Annotated in this window: 16 protein-coding genes and 2 riboswitches; of the genes, 5 read left to right on the top strand and 11 right to left on the bottom strand. The window is 58.0% G+C overall.

From position 1 onward, the window contains the following. Nucleotides 1-67: 67 nt before the first annotated feature. The 6 genes from CR155_RS12525 to CR155_RS12500 all read right to left on the bottom strand — a co-directional run bounded on the left by CR155_RS12525 (nucleotide 68) and on the right by CR155_RS12500 (nucleotide 7,276). Nucleotides 68-751 (bottom strand): anaerobic ribonucleoside-triphosphate reductase activating protein, encoded by a 684-nt coding sequence (locus tag CR155_RS12525; protein WP_102070445.1) that lies wholly within the window; start codon nucleotides 749-751, stop codon nucleotides 68-70. Nucleotides 752-779: 28 nt separating this feature from the next. After that, nucleotides 780-971: an anaerobic ribonucleoside-triphosphate reductase gene (gene nrdD, locus CR155_RS12520; RefSeq protein WP_102070359.1), complete on the bottom strand. Its 192-nt coding sequence runs from the start codon at nucleotides 969-971 to the stop codon at nucleotides 780-782. Between the two features lie 28 nt (nucleotides 972-999). Continuing rightward, on the bottom strand, nucleotides 1,000-2,718 hold the full coding sequence (locus tag CR155_RS12515) for a ribonucleoside triphosphate reductase (RefSeq protein WP_102070358.1): 1,719 nt from the start codon (nucleotides 2,716-2,718) through the stop codon (nucleotides 1,000-1,002). A 196-nt stretch (nucleotides 2,719-2,914) separates the two neighbouring features. Continuing rightward, nucleotides 2,915-3,175 (bottom strand): DUF2249 domain-containing protein, encoded by a 261-nt coding sequence (locus tag CR155_RS12510; protein WP_102070357.1) that lies wholly within the window; start codon nucleotides 3,173-3,175, stop codon nucleotides 2,915-2,917. Nucleotides 3,176-3,284: 109 nt separating this feature from the next. Next, nucleotides 3,285-5,558 carry an ATP-dependent DNA helicase gene (locus CR155_RS12505; protein WP_102070356.1) on the bottom strand — a complete coding sequence of 758 codons (2,274 nt, stop codon included), beginning with the start codon at nucleotides 5,556-5,558 and terminating at the stop codon, nucleotides 3,285-3,287. Then, complete coding sequence (locus tag CR155_RS12500) at nucleotides 5,555-7,276, bottom strand: VRR-NUC domain-containing protein (protein ID WP_102070355.1); 1,722 nt, start codon at nucleotides 7,274-7,276, stop codon at nucleotides 5,555-5,557. Before CR155_RS12500 ends, CR155_RS12505 begins: the two co-directional genes overlap by 4 nt. Before the next feature lie 404 nt (nucleotides 7,277-7,680). Between CR155_RS12500 and CR155_RS12495 the strand changes: the two genes are divergently transcribed. The 3 genes from CR155_RS12495 to CR155_RS12485 all read left to right on the top strand — a co-directional run bounded on the left by CR155_RS12495 (nucleotide 7,681) and on the right by CR155_RS12485 (nucleotide 8,665). Further along, entirely contained in the window at nucleotides 7,681-7,881 is a 201-nt protein-coding gene (locus CR155_RS12495; protein WP_102070354.1) for a CsbD family protein, read from the top strand. 69 nt (nucleotides 7,882-7,950) lie between these two features. Next, entirely contained in the window at nucleotides 7,951-8,115 is a 165-nt protein-coding gene (locus CR155_RS12490; RefSeq protein WP_102070353.1) for a DUF1328 domain-containing protein, read from the top strand. 160 nt (nucleotides 8,116-8,275) lie between these two features. Beyond that, nucleotides 8,276-8,665, top strand: coding sequence for a flagellar protein FlhE (locus CR155_RS12485; RefSeq protein ID WP_102070352.1), 390 nt, complete (start codon nucleotides 8,276-8,278; stop codon nucleotides 8,663-8,665). Nucleotides 8,666-8,685: 20 nt separating this feature from the next. Here the strand turns inward: CR155_RS12485 and CR155_RS12480 are convergent, their stop codons facing one another. The 5 genes from CR155_RS12480 to CR155_RS12460 form a co-directional block, all read right to left on the bottom strand. Beyond that, a complete protein-coding gene (locus CR155_RS12480) occupies nucleotides 8,686-8,916 on the bottom strand; it encodes a DUF3820 family protein (protein ID WP_102070351.1) in 231 nt (76 codons plus the stop codon). After that, on the bottom strand, nucleotides 8,913-10,163 hold the full coding sequence (locus CR155_RS12475; protein ID WP_102070350.1) for a PepSY-associated TM helix domain-containing protein: 1,251 nt from the start codon (nucleotides 10,161-10,163) through the stop codon (nucleotides 8,913-8,915). Before CR155_RS12475 ends, CR155_RS12480 begins: the two co-directional genes overlap by 4 nt. 12 nt (nucleotides 10,164-10,175) lie before the next feature. Next, nucleotides 10,176-12,371 (bottom strand): TonB-dependent receptor, encoded by a 2,196-nt coding sequence (locus tag CR155_RS12470; protein WP_102070444.1) that lies wholly within the window; start codon nucleotides 12,369-12,371, stop codon nucleotides 10,176-10,178. 81 nt (nucleotides 12,372-12,452) lie between these two features. Further along, on the bottom strand, nucleotides 12,453-13,166 hold the full coding sequence (locus CR155_RS12465) for a haloacid dehalogenase type II (protein ID WP_102070349.1): 714 nt from the start codon (nucleotides 13,164-13,166) through the stop codon (nucleotides 12,453-12,455). 67 nt (nucleotides 13,167-13,233) lie between these two features. Further along, the gene (locus CR155_RS12460) at nucleotides 13,234-14,676 is read right to left on the bottom strand and encodes a sodium:solute symporter family protein (protein ID WP_102070443.1); all 1,443 of its coding nucleotides are present in this window, start codon (nucleotides 14,674-14,676) and stop codon (nucleotides 13,234-13,236) included. A 97-nt stretch (nucleotides 14,677-14,773) separates the two neighbouring features. Continuing rightward, nucleotides 14,774-14,882, bottom strand: a riboswitch (TPP riboswitch). 97 nt (nucleotides 14,883-14,979) lie between these two features. Beyond that, a riboswitch (TPP riboswitch) is annotated at nucleotides 14,980-15,086 on the top strand. A 48-nt stretch (nucleotides 15,087-15,134) separates the two neighbouring features. Between CR155_RS12460 and CR155_RS12455 the strand changes: the two genes are divergently transcribed. Continuing rightward, a complete protein-coding gene (locus tag CR155_RS12455; RefSeq protein WP_102070348.1) occupies nucleotides 15,135-15,917 on the top strand; it encodes a 3-oxoacyl-ACP reductase in 783 nt (260 codons plus the stop codon). Next, nucleotides 15,917-17,224: an LLM class flavin-dependent oxidoreductase gene (locus CR155_RS12450; protein WP_102070347.1), complete on the top strand. Its 1,308-nt coding sequence runs from the start codon at nucleotides 15,917-15,919 to the stop codon at nucleotides 17,222-17,224. The genes CR155_RS12455 and CR155_RS12450 overlap by 1 nt, the downstream gene beginning before the upstream one ends. Nucleotides 17,225-17,243: the final 19 nt, after the last annotated feature.

The following is a 17,243-nucleotide window of genomic DNA, read 5'->3' as shown; positions in this document are numbered from 1 at the left end:
CTGGTCTTATGTGGGGAACAACAAGCGCCATTCCTCCAGGCAGGCGGAATGGCGTTGCTAGCGTGATTCAGCCGCGACGTAGCTGAAAATTTGGGAACATCCGGGCAATCTGTTCAACGGCGCAGGTGCTGGGATACGTGTTCGACATAGTCGCGTTCAACCTGGCATCGCTGCAGCCTTGTGCACGAAACACTTGCAGGGTGTAGTTCGCCACCTGCATGTCGGACAGTGTGCGTGCCAAGCGTAATAAAGCGGACTCCGGCAGCAAAACAGGATGCGCGGTCGTACGTACTTCGTAGGCAATACCGCTGGCCAACACGGTCTCAAGACTAGCCAGCGCTGGACGGCCGCTGTTTGCCACCCCTGTGACGGTGGAATAGTCGGCAAATCCGGCTTTTATATCCAACCCTAGCCAGTCCACGGACGAAAGCACGCTTTTCAGTCGCGTAGGATGCGTGCCCCCACTATGCATGCCGATTTTGAAGCCGAGCGCCCGCAATTGTGCGATGGCGTCGCCCAACTGCGGATCCATGCAGGGTTCGCCGCCACTAAATACCACGGCGTCGATGAGTCCTACCCGGCGTCTGAGCAGGGCCAGGACGTCGGACCATGCAATAGGACTGGCAGCTGTGCGTGTTTGTAAATGCGGATTGTGGCAGTAGCCGCAGCGCCACGGACAGCCCTGTACGAAGACCGCGGCCGCCAACTGGCCCGGGTAGTCGGTGGCCGTGAACGGCGTGACGCCGCCCACCTTCAGGGTACGACTGCGTGGCGTCGCGTCAGGCGACAAGCCGGGCTCCTTCCATGAAATATTTGCGTTCGTGGAATTCCCCTTTTTTTCCGATATTGAACGAGGACATGGGGCGGTGGTAACCCATGACTCGCGTCCAGATTTCGCAAGGTTGACGCTCCTCGTCGGATAACGTCATGTTGTTGGCGGCAGCGGGGATATGTGTTTGGCTGGATGTCATGGTGAGTTTCTCTCTGGGTTGAAAAAATTTACGCGGTCATGGCGTGTGGTGCGTCGATATTGCTCTTGCGGGCGATGAGTTCATCGTCGCACTTGGGGCAGAAGTGATGGCTTCCGCCCAGATAGCCATGTACCGGACAAATGGAAAATGTTGGCGTGACCGTGATATAGGGCAGCTTGAAACGACCCAGCGCGCGCTGGACCAGTTTGCGGCAGGCATCAGCGGATGACAGTGGCTCGTTCATATACAGATGCAGTACGGTTCCTCCGGTGTATTTCCGCTGCAGGTCGTCTTGTCGCTCCAGTGCCTCGAAAGGGTCGTCGGTGTAGCCTACCGGCAACTGCGAGGAGTTGGTGTAGTAAGGCATGTGCGTCGTTCCGGCTTGCAGGATGGCCGGATAGCGCTTGAGGTCTTCCTTGGCAAAGCGGTAGGTCGTTCCTTCGGCCGGCGTTGCCTCGAGGTTATACATATGACCGGTTTCTTCCTGGAAGGCGAGCATCCGCGTGCGCACGTGATCAAGAAGCCTGACGGCAAGCTCGTACCCCGGCACTGTAGTGATGTCGTCGCGGCCATGGCTGAAATTGCGGATCATTTCGTTCAGGCCATTCACGCCCAAGGTGGAAAAGTGGTTGCGCAGTGTGCCAAGGTAGCGTTTGGTATAAGGAAACAAGCCGTTGTCCATATAGCGCTGTATGACTTGCCGCTTGATTTCCAGACTGATCTTGCCCAGCTCCAGCAGTTCGTCCAGGCGTTTGAACAGGGCGGTTTCGTCACCGGCATGCAGGTAGCCGAGCCGTGCGCAATTGATGGTTACCACCCCTAGCGAGCCCGTTTGCTCGGCCGAACCGAACAAGCCGTTACCGCGCTTGAGAAGCTCGCGCAGATCCAGCTGCAAACGGCAGCACATGGACCGTATCATGTTGGGCTTGAGTTCCGAATTGATGAAGTTCTGGAAATAGGGCAAGCCGTACTTGGCCGTCATCTCGAACAGGAGCTCGGCATTGGGGCTGTGCCAATCGAAGTCATCAGTAATATTGTAAGTGGGGATGGGGAATGTAAAGACCCGGCCTTTGGCGTCGCCCGTCATCATGACCTCGATGTAGGCGCGGTTGATCATATCCATCTCGGCCTGCAGCTCGCCATAGGTGTAGTCCACTTCTTTCCCGCCGATGCAGGGAATCTGCTGGCGCAGATCTTCGGGACATACCCAGTCGAAGGTGAGGTTGGTGAAGGGTGTCTGGGTGCCCCAGCGCGAGGGTACGTTCAGGTTATAGATGAGTTCCTGCATATACTGCTTGACCTCGCCATAGCTGAGCTGGTCCTGGCGGATGAAGGGGGCCATGTAGGTATCGAAAGAGCTGAAGGCCTGGGCGCCGGCCCATTCGTTCTGCAGCGTGCCCAGGAAATTGACGATTTGGCCGACCGCGCTGGACATATGCCTGGGCGGGCCGGATTCAACCTTGCCCGGCACACCATTGAGACCTTCCGTCAACAGCATGCGCAGCGACCAGCCCGCGCAATACCCCGATAGCATATCGAGGTCATGCACATGCAGGTCGGCGTCGCGATGCGCCTGTCCGACGGCGGCCGGGTAGACATGGCTGAGCCAGTAGTTGGCAATCACCTTGCCCGAGACATTGAGTATCAAGCCGCCGAGTGAGTAACCTTGGTTCGCGTTGGCATTCACCCGCCAATCGACCTTTTCGAGATACTCGTTGATGGAGGACGCGACATTAATATGTGGCATGTAAGCTCCGTAATAACTATATGTTGTGGTTGGATGGAGAATAAATACTATATATAGTGTGGTCAAGCTCAATGCCACATCAATTCAGGAATGCTTGATTCAAGTTAAATCAAGACAAAAAAAAGCGCGCTCCATGGTGGGGAGCGCGCGTTATTGTGTAGAAGGGATGGACGCGCACAGGCGCGTCGATCAGGCGTCAGGAAACGATATGGAAGTCGATGACGATTTCTCCGGGCTGACGTGACAGGTACTCGAACTCGATCTGATCACCGAAATGGCCCTGGAGTTGCTGCAACAATGGCAAGGGATCATGATCGTTGCAGAACCGCATGGTTTCTCCGGGTTGCAGTGCGGAGAGCGCCCCGAAAATAGCGGCATGGCGGAATCGTTTCGCCACGCCCCGGGCGTCGAAGGGGTGAACGTTATGTGTAAGGATGGGTAGGGAAGTATCGGCCACAGTAAGCTCCTGGTAGGTCCGGGTTGAGTCAACCGGTGCGGGGAATTATAGGGAGGAGCGGCCCAAAAACCCCGTGGAACCACATTCGGAATAAGGGTAAAAGCCGGCTTTACTCCGACTGCACGTGCCACCAGGCCGGCAGGAGCCGGCGCACGCGTGCCTGCGCGTAACGGTCATCGATGAGGTACACCACACCCTGGTCGCTATGGCTGCGGATCACGCGGCCTGCCGCCTGCACGACTTTCTGGATCCCCGGGTAAAGATAGGTGTAGTCGTAGCCCTTGTCGTGGCCGAAGGCCGCGGCCATCCGCCCGCGCAGTCCTTCGTTGACCGGGTTGGTTTGCGCCAGCCCCAATGTGGATACGAACGCGCCGATCAGCTGCTGGCCCGGCAAGTCTATGCCTTCGGCAAACGCGCCGCCCAGCACGGCGAACCCGATGCCCGCGCCGCCCAGCTTGAAGCGTTCCAGGAATTCGCATTTCGCTGTTTCGCTCATGTTGCGGGCCTGCTTCCACACAGGGATTTGTGGATAACGCTGGACAAACTCGTCAAGCACTTGTTGAAGATACTCGAAGCTGCTGAAGTAGCTGAGATAGTTGCCGGGTAGGTCGCGATATTGCCTGGCCATGAGGTCGGCAATCGGGCTGAGGGACCGGGCGCGATGTTGATAGCGTGTGGATATTTGCGGAACGATACGTACGTGCAGCTGACTGGCCTCGAAGGGGGACTCCACATCCACCCAGGCAGTATTATCGGGCAAGCCCAGGGTTTCGCGGTAAAAGGTCCAGGGGTTTAGCGTTGCAGAAAAAAGTGTCGTCGCCCGGCTGGCCGCGAAGCGCGGGGTCAGGAAGGGCGCAGGCACAACATTGCGCAAGCATACGACCGAGCTGGCTGCGTCTGACGCCTTATCGTCGCCGCGCAGGGTGATGTCGAAGAGCGAGTGACCTCCGAATACCTCGGCAAGCCGCGAGAAGTGCAGGATGTCGAACTGGAAACGCTGCAACGCGCTGTTGGTATCTTGCGGGTGTGCGGCGAGGTATTCTGTGATGGCGCTGCCCGTTCGCAGTAGAGCGCCCTGGAATTTGATAGGTACCTGGTCGTACGCCTGATAACTGGCGGTCTGGTCGCGCCAGGTATCGCGCCAGCACCGCGCAAGACTGGTCAATGTTTTTTTCAGCGCGGGTGGGGCGGTCCGGCGCAAGCTTTTCAAGTCATATTCGTTCAGCTCGCAGCTGTACATTTTTCGCGCGCGTTCCAGCAAATTGTGCGCTTCGTCGACGAGCACGCCCACTGTCCATTGGTTGTTCGTCGCCAGGCTGTACAAGAGCGCTGAACCATCGAAGAAATAGTTGTAATCGCCGACGATGACATCGCTCCATCGGGTCAAGTCTTGTCCCAGCCAATAGGGACAAACTTGGTGTTGCAAGGCGATGTCGCGCAGCATGGATCGATGAAGCGTACCCGCCGCCACAGCCGCCTGCCTTGCAGCCGGAAGGCGATCGTAGAAGCCCTGGGCAAGCGGGCAAGCCTCACCATGACACGCTTGTCCCGGGTATTCGCATGTCTTTTCCCTGGCAGTCAATTCCAGGATGCGCAAGCTGCCGTCTGAGGGGATGGGGTCAAGCGCGGCTAGCGCGTCCAGCGCCAGTTGCCGCCCCGATGTCTTGGCGGTGAGAAAGAAAACCTTATCCAGCCCCACGCCAGGCGCGGCCTTGAGCAATGGAAAAAGGGTGCCCACCGTCTTGCCTATTCCTGTGGGGGCCTGGACCATCAGGCAACGATTCTGCCTGGCCGCCTTGTAAACGCTTTCAGACAGCGGACGCTGGCCACGGCGAAACGATGCGTGCGGGAAGGGCAATGCTTCCAGCTTCTGGTCGCGGCTGGCACGATGGGCAACTTCTTGCCGAGCCCAATCGATGAAGAGGCGACATTGCCGTTGAAAGTAATCTTCGAGCATGGCCGCTGAACATTCCTGCACCATTGACGTTTCCTTGTGCTGGATGACGTCGTAATAAACCAGCGCCACCTTGATCTCGTCAAGGCCCAAGTCCTGGCAAAGCAGATGGGCGTAGATCTTGGCCTGTGCCCAATGCAAGGCGCGATGGTTGGCCGGCATGGCATCAAGGTCACCACGAAATGTCTTGATTTCCTCCAGTTGATTCAGGTCGGGATCGTAGCCATCGGCGCGCCCACGGATCCGCAGTTCGGTGAACTGGCCTGTGAGGCTTATTTCTGACCGGTAACCCGGTCCTCGCCCGGCGCGCACCGCCGCATGCCCTTCGATCCCTTCCTGAGCGGTGGGCGACGGCGTGAAGCGCAAGTCGAGGTCGCCGCGCTTGGCGGTGAACTCGCAGAGGGTACGCACGGCGACGGTGTAGGTCATGTGAAAGAAAGCGCCTCGTAGTCGACATAGCACACCGAGACCGGCAGGTCATGCTTGTGGAAGTAGTCCAGCCAGCGTATCTGGTTGTCTTGAAGGCGGTCGCCCGGGCCCTTGACTTCGATCATCTGATAGCGTCGTTCTGCCGGCCAGAACTGAATCAGATCCGGAAAGCCTGAGCGATTATTGCGCACGTCGTGCATCAGCCGCCTGAAGGCAAGCTCCAGATGCGCTGCGGGAATGCAGGACAGGGCGTGATCCAGAACCTGGGCTGTGATGATGCCCCAGGCCACGAAGGGCGACTGTATGCCTGCCTTGCGTACGAAATTCTGCTGGATGGTGTGTTTGTATTTTCCAGATGCCAGCTGCCCCATGCTGCAAGCGAATTGAGACTCGCGGCGGACATGGAAATCGGCATGCAGGAGGTCGGCCGGACCAGGCTGGAAGGGATGGAAGAAGGCGCCCGGTATGACTGCAAAGATGGCTTCCCAGCACAACAGTCCGAACAGGGTGTTGATGAGCGTGTTTTCAACATAGAAAACGGGGGCGTCAGGTGTCTGCTCGTGTAGATGATCGCGGACCTGCCGTTCGACGCGCATAGGTGGCGCAAGGGTTGGCAGCCGCAGGCGGGAGTGCGGCAAGGGACGGGCGCGTTCACGACACTGCCATGGCAGACCGATACGGCGATGGAGGCGCGGCATCATACGTTCCAGGAGCTGCTGCTCGGCTTCACTTTCTGGCGATTGTGCGGCAATTGTGCCGATTTCTACGGCCTCGCCGTAGCGGCCGGCGCGTTCAAGTACGCGTATGCGACGCCCACGGGCCTGCGGATAGGAGCACGCTGTGTAGCAGCCCAGCGCATCGGTCCAGTTGCCCAGGCGCTCATGGTATCGGCCTAGATGAAACAGCAGCTTTCCCCGTCGTGTCTCGATCCAGTCATTGTCATGGCGAGGCGGCATGGTTACGGCGATTTCGGCGACGATGCCGGTATCGCCTGCGGCAATACCGGCCGCAAGCCGCTCTCTGCTTTGATGCAGCTGCAAATACGCGTCGATGTCTTCACGGGAGTGGAAAGCTCGTGACGTTTCCGGGAAGTCCACCTTCTCGTACACATAGCGCCCCAGGTCCGCCAGCACGAATTCGCTCCAGTCTTGACGCATATTGCCGAAGAACATCAGGCGAAAGCGGTCTGCCAGTGCGTTCATGTTTTCGCGATAGATCACTTCGTGCACGAGTTCATTTGCCTCGCAGCCCATGGAAGCACCCAGGCTTATCCATTGCGTAAGCCGGAGCGAATCTGGAAAACTCGCGCGTAGGCAGGCCAGCTGCGTTGCTTTCACCGACGTGGCGACCTTGCCCGCCAGTAGCAGCGGGCGGAATAGCGCTGTGATCTCTGCCTTGCTCAGCAGGCCAAACAATTCGTCGAGGGTAAGCAGTGGGTTCTCGCTGATCCACCCCTGGTCGCCCAGGCCCTCAGCGGCAATGAGCGCATCGCCGATCTCTGGATAGTTCAGCTTGGATGCCCTGAACAAGTTGCCCTTACGCATGACCATGCGTGTCAGTAGGCCACGGGCGGGACGCGGCAGAAGCAGAAAGCGTGATATCTGGTTTCGTTCTTCAGGCAGAAGTAGGTCGCTGTAGCGTTGTTCGATCCATCGAAGGACGAATTCGAAGTTTTCCAGGTAGTACCAGGGATTCGCCAGCGTATTCGTAGAGGACATGGGTGGTAAAGATAGCGAAACAAAGGTCGAATGAACTGGGTTTATGTACAGTTTATCAGTTTGACGCCGCCGCGTACTTGTTACCGTAAGGCCTTTAGGTTAAGTGATTGTTACCCTGCGAACCGAACCGCATGCGCTTTTTGACCTCGCACGGCAAGGTGCAGTAGGTACGCGGGCCGTGATACTCAAGGAAAAAACAGGAGACCGGTCAGAGTGTCGTTCACGCGGTATCGCGGCAACGGGCTGTAATGGCTTACTTACATTCCCCACGTTTTCGCCTTGACCGGTATTGGCGCAAACGGATAGGCTAATACCAAGCGTGACCGGATTGATATGTCCTCACGCCATCTCGGTGGCACGTCGCAGTAACGTCGTGCCGCAGTTGTCAATTAAGGGAGTAAACCATGAATAAAGACACACTCGAAGGCCAATGGAAGCAGTTGGCGGGTAAGGCGAAGGCAGCATGGGGCGACCTGACCGACGACGAACTTACCCGAATCAATGGCAATGCTGAGCAGTTGGCCGGCCTTATCCAGGAACGATACGGGCGTACTCGCGAAGAAGCGGAACGCGAAGTCAACGAATTCTTTGATAAAAACCGTTGAGTACTGCATTCTCTCGACACGTAAAGAAGCGAATGTACCTGGAAGCTTAAATAAGAAGGGGGAAGTGTTATGCTTTATTATGCAGTGGTCTTTTTCATTATTGCCATTGTTGCCGGCGTCTTCGGTTTTGGCGGTATTGCAGCCGGGGCGGCGTCTATCGCACAGATCCTGTTTTTCATCTTCATCGTGCTAGCTGTGCTCGCCTTGTTAAGCGGATTTTTCAGAAAGAAATAGCGCTACGATTGCAGGCGGCCGACAGCGGGGCAATTCTTGCCTCGCAACCGTCAGCTATGTTTGGGGTCCGCAGGCTTTTGGGCGTGCGGACTTTTTATCGAAACCAATGAATTAACACGTGCCGTTAAAGATAAACCGGAGATTGGCCGTTGCGGGCGCAATGACGTTGATTTGCGTCGGGCCAGTGCAGGCAGGTGATCATGCGTGGTCGCAGGACACGGTGAGCCCGGCAATCAACCATAAAAACGTCGCCATTGTTGCACGCCATATACCGGGATCGTCTGCGACACTGACGTCGACATCGCGCATTACTCGTGTCCAGGCCAGCCGTTCTTACCAGGGTAATGCGCAGATCACGACCCGCTTGTGCTGGAACGGGACGGACCGTTGCGTCAGCCTGACTGGCGCCAGCGTCAGCACACATGAGTTCGACGGCCTTGACGCTTCCAAGCCTTTGTATCTGGTGCACACCGTGGTTGCTGCGCATCCCGGTCCGTTGCCATCGCCAGTGTTTGTGAAGGGCAGCGTGGTGGTGTGGTACCGGCCCTAACTCGTCGAGCTAGTCGGCGATCAAGCTGTACCGGACCCGCCGCGTTTGCGCAGTGGATCCAGCAGTGCGCCGAGTCCGTTATGATCGATTTCCTGCATCAACATCAGCAGCCGGCCTATTTCTCCCGGTGGGAATCCTTCACGCGCAAACCAGTTCAAGTAGTTGCCAGGCAGGTCGGCAATAATCCTGCCCTTGTATCTTCCGTAAGGCATTGTGCGCCTCACGAGCAGTTCGAGGTCTTCAGGCTTCATAGGGCAGCATGGCGCGCGCGCAGTCGGCGCGAACGGCGCTTGCGTTCCCAAATCACGAGGCCGGTCACCGACAGCATGGCGACCATTACGCCCATCAACGACATCATGATGCGTCCAGGCATACCCAGGATGCGGCCCGAATGCAAAGGAAGTTGCAGCTGCACGAAAATGTCCGCCGCCGTGCCTTTCCATGGCCGGTGTTCGCCCAGCACAGTGCCGTCGTTCGCATCGATATAAAGATTGGACAGGCCCATACCCGTGGCTCCCATTTCATTTTCCGGATCGAAGAACGAGACATTGTAGAAGGCATAGTCGCCGCCGTAGTAGATGCCTCCCGCGGAGGTTTCAAAGCCGCGGCGCTTTGCTTCGGTTTGGGCCACGCGTACGGCATCTGTGAAGCCGAGTTTGGGTTCGAGATAGGTGCCATAGGGCGCCGGTGTCTGCGTTTCGTAAGGCCCCGGTGTGGTCTGCGACACCAGGGACATGACGGGGTAGAAGATTTCGCGATAAAGATTCAGCGAGAACGATGTGAAGGAAACCACCAGTATGATGCCCCAGACCCAAAGTCCTCCGGCACGGTGCAAGTCAAAATTAAGCTTGTAGCCACCGTCCTTCCAGCGCAATAGCCACGAAGGTTTCCAACGCTGCCACCAACTTCCTGGCTTGCGGTGCCGTTGTGGGGCGTCGTTGGCCTGACGTAGACGGCGCGGGGTCGTCAGGTATAGAGCCACGAAGCTGTCAACCAGCCACACCAGGGCGACGCCGCCCATTAACCAGTAGCCCCAACGATCCGTGCCCCAGAACGCAGGAATGTGCAGGCTATAGTGCAGATGCCGCAGAAATGGCATGAGACTGCGTCGTGACAGCGAAATAGCCAGTGAATCGCGGTGGCCGGTGATTTGTGCCGTTACGGGGTCGACGAACACGTTGTTGTAGTCGATGACGTAAGGGCGCCCGGTTGCTGGGTCAGTCAGTGGCCGTACCAGGAAGGAAGCAGCATGCCCTTCTACCAGACCCAGCGAGATGTAGCTGACCTCAATGCGGGGGTCGGCCGCCTCGACCGCAGTTGCCAAGGCGATCGGATCGCGCAGCGGCCCACGGCCGGGAGTCTCCATGATGTCGGCATTAAGCCATTCGTCGAGCTCGTGGTCCCAGGAAGTGATTGCGCCGGTCAGGCCGGCAACAATCAGGAAAAGCGCGATCGCGAGGCCGGCCCATCGGTGCAGCAGTGTTGCAATAACTCTCACCCAGATACCCGTTTAAAACTCGACCGCAGCGGACAGCATGAGCGTGCGAGGCGCGCCCAGTACCAAATAATTCGCTCCCGGGTAGCCGCCAGCGGAAGCCCAGTAGTTCTTATCCGCCACGTTATCCACGCTGGCGCGCAGGGTTACCATGCGGCCTTCTATTTCGGTGATGTACCTGGCACCTATGTCGAAGCGAGTCCAGGCCGGCAGGGTCTGGGTATTGGCGGCATCCGCGTACTGGGAAGAGGTATGCACGGCCCGGCCAGTCAGTGTCAGGCCTTCCACGGAAGGCACATCCCATTCCACACCTGCGTTGAACAGCGTGCGAGGCACCCCTATGGCGCGCTTGCCGTCGGTGAGGCCGCCTTGCGTACTGACTTGCTTCGCATCGAGCAATGTAACGCCGCCCAGCAAGCGTAGGCCGCGCATGGGTTCGCCGAACACGGTCAGTTCAGCGCCGCGATTGCGCTGTTTTCCGTTGCTGCCATATATCCCGGTGGTGAAGTCCACAAAGGCGGCCGGCTGATCGGTGGCGAAGAGGGCCAGACTGCCGCCGATTTTTCCACCGTCGAACTTGATGCCGATTTCTTTCTGCTTGGATTGGAAGGGGTCGAATACTTCGCCGGCATTTACCACCGGGCTGGCCGGGAAACCATAGAAGGCTGGCGCAGCGCCGACTTGCGTCAAGCCTTCAATATAGTTGGCATATAGGGATATCTCATCGGAGGCTTTCACGACTAAGCCGGCGACCGGCGTAATACGGCTGGTGCTGTTGACTGGCGGCTGGAGTTCTCCGGTATTGAAGCTGTATGAGCGATTGTCGATCTTCTGATGGCGCAGACCTACAGTAAACAGGACGCTGTCCTGGGCAAATGAGATCGTATCGGCGATGGCGAAGCTGGTGGTGCGCGTACTCAGACTGCGCAGCGGATCGCCCAGTGTGCCGCCCGAAAAAGTAATTACGCTGGAATGCGGTCTGTTCACCGGGTTGTAGAGATTGGATGATGTGGGATCGTAAAAGGCATAGGCCTGTCGGCTATCGAAGCGGAAGTGATTGGCAGAAGCGTTGATAGTGTGGCCAATGCTGCCCGTATTGAACTTTGCGCGTATCCCCACTTCGCCAGTCTTAATGATGTCCTTGCGTGAGAATGCCGAACTGCTGACGCTTGTGTCGCCGGCCAGATTGGTGACGGTCGGTGTGGCCAGAGATGATGATTCGTCGCTGCTGCGACCCCCAATGGCCGCCCACGCCATCACGGTATCGGTGATGTCGAATTCGCCCCGGATAGTCCCAAACAAATCACGTTCATTCGAGAATGTATCAGGAGGAGCAAAGCTATTTGCGGGGTCGGGCGCAGATGGTATGGGCAATCCTGCGGAAATGTTGACGCTAGGCTGGCTGCGGGTAAGCTTGTGCTCTTGCCAGCCCAGGTCTGCGGACAGGCGGACTCGTTCGCCACGCCAATCCAGACCAATGCCAAAGGCGCCAAGTTTGCGCTTTTCCTGATCCACCGCTGTACCGCCGTCGCGGCGCACCGCATTCAGACGTATTCCCGTGTTTTCATCCGGACCGAAACGCCGGGCCAGGTCGACCGCCCCATAGCCCTGATTGCCGCTTTCCCAACCCAGTGACACCTCCGACAATGGCGTGTTGGGCGCGCGTTTCGGAACCACGTTAATCGCGCCGCCAACACCTGACCCACCGGGCGGCGCTCCATTGAGGAACGCATTGGCGCCCTTGAACACTTCCAGGCGCTCGATGAATTCACTGGCAAGGTACTGCCGTGGCAGCAGGCCATACAAGCCGTTATAGGTGATGTCGTCCGAATACAACGGAAAACCGCGGACCATATACAGTTGCTGGTAGTTGCCGAAGCCGCGCGCAATGCGCACGCCGGGGTCGTTCTCCAGGATGTCGGCCACGCTGGCAGCCTGCTGGTCCTTGATCAACTGGCTGGTGTACTCCATGCTGTTGAATGGGGTATCCATGGTATCCAGATTACCCAGCAAGCCCTTGCGACCTCCCCGGGCGACTTGTCCGCCCGCGTACGCCGGGAGCAGGCCCCCCGCAGAGGCGTCGGCACTGGACTGTACTGTAACCGGCGCCAGTGTCTCTACAGAGGTTTCCGCTGCGACGGATTGCGCGTGCGCGGACGCGCTCGCGAAGGCGGCGACAATCGCCGCATGCAAAAGGAAACGTGTGTGCATGATAAGAGTGTGTTTGTAATTGAGAACGATCCGCATTATTGCTTACGCGCGGACGTGGGTCAATTCATTACCATGCTGTGATCAGTTTTTTGGCAGAACGAGGTCTGCAAGATGATCGAAGTCGCGCGCAACGATGTCCCAGTCTTCGGTGGGTTCAAGATCGCTGGCCTGCTGCGGGCCGTGCTCCTTCGGTCTTGCAACGAAGGCAGTGCTCAGACCGCATTCGCGAGCCGCGTGCAAATCGGAGTTGTGCGCCGCCACCATGCAAACATCTTTGGATGGCAAGCCAAGGATCTCGACCATGCGCGTATACGCGGGCGGTGACGGCTTATAGGCCTGGGTCACCTCGGCGCCAAGTATGGCATCCCACGGGACGTGGGCGCGCTTGGCCATATTGACCATCAATGCAATATTGCCATTGGATGCGGGAGCAATGATGTAATGCTGCTTGAGCCGTGTCAGGCCGCTGACTACATCGGGCCAGGGGTCCAGTCGATGCCATGCCGTATTGAGTTGATCCAATGCATTGGTGTCCAGCTGGGCGACATCCACGCCATAGTTGCCCAACGCGACGACAAGGTTTTCGCGATGCAGGATATCAAGCCGGGTGAAGGGACGCTTGCCGCTGCGGCACGCTTCCATGGCCGGCTGATACAAAGTCCGCCAGGCAGCGGCGAATTCGTAGGGATCTATTCCAGCTAGTCCGTAGCGTGAAAAGAAGCCCGCGGCCTCGCGTGCGATTCCGCTACGCCAGTCAACCACGGTGCCGAATACATCGAAACAAAAGGCTTTCATTTATTTTTCCTGAACCGCTCGGGACACTGAATCGATCATACCAGCGGTATCGAAGATCGAGCAGGGCTTAGTCATCGAGATTGCGGATGGCTGCGTTAAGCCGCGCAAAATCAAACTGCGGGCGGATGCTCGAGAATTGCAGCATTATCGCGGACACGATGATGGGAACGATGGCGGCAAGCAGGAACGACTCAAGCAAATAAACGGGCTTTTCGCTGGGGCCAGGAAATACCAGCAGGCCGGAAATCAACCCGCACAGGGTACTGGCGAACGCTGTGGTCCCATGGTACCGGCGATTGAACAGTCCGAAGAAGACGGGGAAGGCGGCAGCCGAACACAGCAGATCGGCAAGCAGAAAAAGGTAGAGCACGCTGTAACCCTGGGCAGCAGCGATCAGCACGGGAACGGCAAGCAGGAAGATAAGCCAGCGCGACAAGCCCATGAGCGCCGCCTTGTCGGTCTTGGGCAGCAAGCGGCGCATGTCCACGGCGATAATGCTTGATACAGCGCTGATGACGGTATCGGCCGTGCTCATCACCAGTGCCAGCCCCAGCGGGATCAGCGCAATCGCAAACCAGTCCGGAACACCGGGCATCAATACAGTGAACAGTGCCACCGAGCTATCGCTGGAGTGGCCAAGTCCGACGAATGCGAGTCCGAACATGCCCATGATGAATATGACGGGTGCGGCAAGCAGCCCACCCAACAGGAAGCCGTTGCGCATGCTGCGGCTGTCACGCGCCGCATAAACGCGTTGCCAGTTGCCTTGATGGAACAGCCCGGTCAGCAGGATGGCAACGAAAAAGGTCAGGCCGGCCTTGATTCCCAGGGGGTCCGTCAGGCTCAGGAGCCGCGGCGCATGTGTACGCAACCCCTCCATAACCGGCGTTGCCCCCCCCGCGGCCCGCCAGCCGAGCACGATCAGCAGCACAAGCAAGGGCACGATCACCAGCATCTGTACTTTGTCGGTGAATATGGAAGCGCGTATCCCGCCGTAGGACGTATAGAGCAGTGTGGCTCCCATCACGATGGCGGCGGTGACCCATAATGGCACCGGCGCGAGCAAGGCCACCAGTTTGGATATGGCGGTAATTTCAGCCGTCAACGCAATGAACATATAGAACAGCATAATAAGTAAGACCAGTCCATACATAGGCCGGCCGTAACGCACGATCACAAACTCCGTAAGTGTGTGCCCCTGTGGTATCAATTCGCGCATGCGTTGACCCAGCGGTATCATGAGCAATCGTGGCGACATCGCGCCGAGCGCGTAGCCTATGACAGCCGAAAGGCCGCCCCACGTAGCGGCCTGCGTTGGCGCAAATAGTATCCAGGCCCCCAACGTGGACGCCAGCAGGGTCGCTATGGTTGCAAGAGAAGACTGACTATTGCGCGCCACAATATAGTCCTCAAGGCTGCCCCGATCATGTCGGGCGTAGGCCACGCCGGCAACAGCAAAGCCCGCCGCGAAAAGCAGCAGCCATAAAATCGTTGATGTACTCGCAAACATGCCAATTTCCCAGTAGTCCGGTGTGCCGGAACTTTTGCAAACCATGTGGCCCGCATGTATGGGCGTGGCCGGAATGTGATGTAAGGGGGAAAGACAGTGCTAAATGAATTTCCTTCCCTTCGCCGGCATTACCCGGATCAGGTTCAAAGGGTTACCGCAAGCAAATGCGGAATCTCAGCCCGTAAAGGACTCCCCCAGGAACAGGCGCAAAGCTTAGGTCAGCCACATGGCATTGTCAATCGAGTGCCCGTGCAAGATGTATTAATTTCAAAGCCGAATGCCGTCGATTGTGCTATGGTTTCCGATCACGACACGGGGTGCCCTCCACGTCATTGATGGCTGAGGCTGAGATAACACCCGTCGAACCTGATCCAGTTCATGCTGGCGAAGGGATGTCAGCCTTTCGGCGCATGGCGCCACGTGCATGAGCATACCTTCGTCTATTTCAAAGGTCCGCCATGCAAGACAGCACCACAGCGATCCCACTCAACCAACAATTGGTTCTTGTAACGGGGGGCGCACGCGGCCTCGGTGAACACGTAGTGCGCGCCTTTTTGCGCGAAGGCGCGCGGGTGATCGTCAACTACTTGAATAGCGCCCAAGCCGCCCGGACGATAGAGGAGTCATCAGCAGGGCGGGCAATGGCGGTGCAAGCGGACGTCAGCGATGCAAGAGCCGTTCGTTCCCTCGTCGAACAGGCGCAAGAACGCTTTGGCATAATCGTCACTACGGTGGTCAACAATGCCTTGCCGGCATTTTCCTTTAATGGCGAGCTCCGCCCGCACGCCGATACTCTGACGTGGGACCACCTTCAACAGCAATTCCAGGGCATCGTCCGGGGCGCGCTGAATACCACGCAAGCCACTCTTCCAGGGATGGAAAAAATGGGCTTCGGTCGCATTATCAATATTGGCACCAATCTGTTCCAGAATCCTGTCGTTCCCTACCACGATTACACGGCGGCCAAAGCGGCATTGTTGTCGCTGACCCGAACGTTATCTCACGATCTTGGACCGAAGGGAATTACGGTCAATATGGTTTCCGGAGGGTTGCTGCGTACCACTGACGCGTCTTCCGCCACGCCGGAGGACGTGTTCAACCTGATTGCCGCCAGCACGCCGCTGCGCCGCGTGACCACTCCCGACGAATTCGCCGACGCGGTGCTGTTTTTTGCAGCGCCCTGGTCGCGTTCGATAACGGGGCAGAATCTGGTTGTCGACGGCGGATTGGTGAAAAACTGATGAACGATTCCGGCAAGCTCATGCACATAAACCTGTTCATCTTCGGCTGCGGACATCATCGCGCCGCATGGCGCCATCCGATGTCGTCCGTCGAGCGACTGGGCGACATCGCGTATTACGAAGAGCTGGCACAGACGGCGGAACGCGGCAAGCTGGACGCCGTATTCTTTGCCGATGGACAGTCAGCAGACAATGTGGCGGATGGTCCGCGCTGGTTCCTGGAACCGCTTACGGCGCTAGCCGCGATGAGCCGCGCAACCCGGCATATCGGATTGATCAGCACGGTCTCCAGCACGTTTTACACGCCATTTCATGCCGCGCGGCTGGTCGCTTCGCTGGATCACATTTCGCGTGGCCGCATGGGGTGGAATGTCGTCACATCCATGTTCGATGCCGAAGCGCGCAACCACAATTTCGATGCAATGCCGGACCACGCCTGGCGTTATGCCCGCGCGGAAGAGTTCGTGGATACTGTCCTGCGTCTGTGGGATTCCTGGACCGATGATGCGCTCGAGCTGGACCGGAAAGGGGTATATGCCCGCAGCGACAAGGTGCATGCGATCCATCACAAGGGAGAGCATTTCCGTGTTGATGGCCCTTTGACCGTGCCGCGTCCGCCACAGGGTCACCCGGTCCTGTTCCAGGCCGGTGCATCCGAGCAGGGCAGGGATCTCGCCGCGCGTCGCGCTGAAGCCATCTACGCGGTAGCCTACGACTTGGCCGCGGCCCAGGAATATTATTGCGATATCAAGGCGCGTGTGCGGGCGGCCGGTCGCCGGGATCCGGTGCCGATCATGCCGGGCCTGGTCACCTATATCGGCTCGACCCAGGACGAGGCGCGGGCCAAGCAGCGCGAGCTTGATGAATTATTGCCAGCACCCGACGCCTTGAGACAGTTGAGCATGTATATCGGCCGGGACTGCACCTGTTGGGATCTGGACGCTCCGGTGCCTGCATTGATGCCTCTGGAAGAGTTCGTGGGACCCAAAGGTCGTTACGCAACAGTCTTGCGTATCATCGAAACCGAGAAACCTACGTTGCGGCAATTGCTGGGCAGACTGGCCGCTGGTGGAGGACATTGCACGATGATTGGCACGCCGGAAACCATTGCCGACGAAATGGAACGGTGGTGGCGCAACGAAGCGGCCGACGGGTTCAACCTGATGCCGCCATCCTTGCCTGGCGGCATTGAAGACTTTGTTGACCAGGTTGTGCCGCTGTTGCAAAAGCGAGGCCTGTTTCGCCGCGACTACGAAACGACCTCACTGCGCGAACATCTGGGTCTGACGCGACCCTCGGCGAACTGACGGTCATTAAACGGCAATG

The sequence above is a fragment of the Pollutimonas nitritireducens genome (assembly GCF_002849615.1).
Classification (GTDB): Bacteria; Pseudomonadota; Gammaproteobacteria; order Burkholderiales; family Burkholderiaceae_B; genus Pollutimonas; species Pollutimonas nitritireducens.
This window is presented reverse-complemented; position numbering and strand designations above follow the sequence as displayed.

Excerpts from the sequence above, each read along its gene's own strand:
- nrdD (WP_102070359.1), bottom strand. The coding sequence starts at position 971 with ATGACATCCAGCCAAACACATATCCCCGCTGCCGCCAACAACATGACG.
- CR155_RS12515 (WP_102070358.1), bottom strand. The coding sequence starts at position 2,718 with ATGCCACATATTAATGTCGCGTCCTCCATCAACGAGTATCTCGAAAAG.
- CR155_RS12505 (WP_102070356.1), bottom strand. The coding sequence starts at position 5,558 with ATGACCTACACCGTCGCCGTGCGTACCCTCTGCGAGTTCACCGCCAAG.
- CR155_RS12500 (WP_102070355.1), bottom strand. The coding sequence starts at position 7,276 with ATGTCCTCTACGAATACGCTGGCGAATCCCTGGTACTACCTGGAAAAC.
- CR155_RS12495 (WP_102070354.1), top strand. The coding sequence starts at position 7,681 with ATGAATAAAGACACACTCGAAGGCCAATGGAAGCAGTTGGCGGGTAAG.
- CR155_RS12490 (WP_102070353.1), top strand. The coding sequence starts at position 7,951 with ATGCTTTATTATGCAGTGGTCTTTTTCATTATTGCCATTGTTGCCGGC.
- CR155_RS12485 (WP_102070352.1), top strand. The coding sequence starts at position 8,276 with ATGACGTTGATTTGCGTCGGGCCAGTGCAGGCAGGTGATCATGCGTGG.
- CR155_RS12480 (WP_102070351.1), bottom strand. The coding sequence starts at position 8,916 with ATGAAGCCTGAAGACCTCGAACTGCTCGTGAGGCGCACAATGCCTTAC.
- CR155_RS12470 (WP_102070444.1), bottom strand. The coding sequence starts at position 12,371 with ATGCACACACGTTTCCTTTTGCATGCGGCGATTGTCGCCGCCTTCGCG.
- CR155_RS12465 (WP_102070349.1), bottom strand. The coding sequence starts at position 13,166 with ATGAAAGCCTTTTGTTTCGATGTATTCGGCACCGTGGTTGACTGGCGT.
- CR155_RS12460 (WP_102070443.1), bottom strand. The coding sequence starts at position 14,676 with ATGTTTGCGAGTACATCAACGATTTTATGGCTGCTGCTTTTCGCGGCG.
- CR155_RS12455 (WP_102070348.1), top strand. The coding sequence starts at position 15,135 with ATGCAAGACAGCACCACAGCGATCCCACTCAACCAACAATTGGTTCTT.
- CR155_RS12450 (WP_102070347.1), top strand. The coding sequence starts at position 15,917 with ATGAACGATTCCGGCAAGCTCATGCACATAAACCTGTTCATCTTCGGC.